This is a genomic window from Xenococcus sp. PCC 7305, from assembly GCF_000332055.1.
Taxonomy (GTDB): domain Bacteria; phylum Cyanobacteriota; class Cyanobacteriia; order Cyanobacteriales; family Xenococcaceae; genus Xenococcus.
Genome location: NZ_ALVZ01000204.1, coordinates 1 through 1,171 on the forward strand (window position 1 = coordinate 1; position 1,171 = coordinate 1,171).

Genomic DNA, 1,171 nt, shown 5'->3' on the forward strand with positions numbered 1-1,171 from the left:
GCGTTGTTACTTGTCTATATTAAATAATGTAACAGTAATTTTAAGAATTGTAAAGAAAAATTGACAAAAAGTTTTTTGATGCTATTGATAAGCAAATCTAATCAGGGATTACCAGTATTTTTTTGATGGAGTAATAATTCAATGCGATCGCAGATGATGAGTAACGCGATCGCAAATAACAGGAGAAACCAAGTCTATTTAAGAGCTACAAAAAAAGTTAAAGTATTACGATGCGAAATTTGTTATAGTCTTTCCCTTTCTGCAATACGTTCATCATTATTAAACTGAAGTAATTTTGCCGTTGTTCGTCCAACCGAAGTCAATCCTAAGATCTGGAAATGTTCAACTGCAAAATGTTTAATCCATTGCTGAATACGAGGATTGAATAGAAAAGAAAAATCGCTTGTTTGCGGATCAAACGATCCTAAATCTGTTCCCTTATATCGGTTGCAACGCCAACAAGTATAAGCTAAGTTATTTGCTTCTGTTTTCCCGCCATGTTTTTCTGCAATAATGTGATCGATTTCGTGGGGAAAGAAAGACAAATTAGCAGGAATTAAGCAATATTCACACTGATAGTGGGCTCTTTTTTCTACCAAACGACGCACTGCTACAGGAATATAGGTCGTGCTCATAAACTAACCCTCTAAATAAGGAAAGCTCCCTGCTTTAATCATGATTACTAAGTGCTCAATACGTTCGTATTCATCAAGTTCTTGTTGTTCTGTGATGCTAAGGTTCCCTGTTTTGCTAAGTGTTAGTAGAGTTTTGAGCCTTTCCTGCATTTGAGCAGTAGGACGAAAAGCAATAATTTGTTCTGGTGTTGGTTTACTTGCTAGGAAATCGAGAATATAACGATAAATTTTAGCTGGGAGTGGCGGTTGTTGCAGACTAAGTGCTAAAAGCTCGGGAAGGCGATCGCCCATTTGCAATAACTGTTCTGAAAGTTCATCTGGGACTTCTAGAGTGATTTTCACCATAGTAGGGGTCTGATGGTTATGGATTTAAGCAGCATAAATTTAGTTTTATAGATTCATTTTAATCTAACTATCTTTCCGAAAAAATAATTTGAACTATAGCGATCGCACTTGGTTAAGAGTAAGGCGAAGAGATTAGAGATCGCTATACCCTTAAAAACAAAAAACCTCGGTGCGAACACCCAGGTATCAGA

Annotated in this window: 2 protein-coding genes; both read right to left on the reverse strand. The window is 36.5% G+C overall.

Going from position 1 to position 1,171, the window contains the following annotated elements:
- Positions 1 to 242: 242 nt before the first annotated feature.
- A complete protein-coding gene (locus XEN7305_RS17240) occupies positions 243 to 635 on the reverse strand; it encodes an HNH endonuclease (RefSeq protein WP_006510765.1) in 393 nt (130 codons plus the stop codon).
- Between the two features lie 3 nt (positions 636 to 638).
- Positions 639 to 980, reverse strand: coding sequence for a hypothetical protein (locus tag XEN7305_RS17245; RefSeq protein ID WP_006510766.1), 342 nt, complete (start codon positions 978 to 980; stop codon positions 639 to 641).
- Positions 981 to 1,171 lie beyond the last annotated feature (191 nt).

Bases quoted from the DNA above. Each gene is read 5' to 3' on its own strand.
- XEN7305_RS17240 (WP_006510765.1), bottom strand. From the start codon at position 635: ATGAGCACGACCTATATTCCTGTAGCAGTGCGTCGTTTGGTAGAAAAA.
- XEN7305_RS17245 (WP_006510766.1), bottom strand. From the start codon at position 980: ATGGTGAAAATCACTCTAGAAGTCCCAGATGAACTTTCAGAACAGTTA.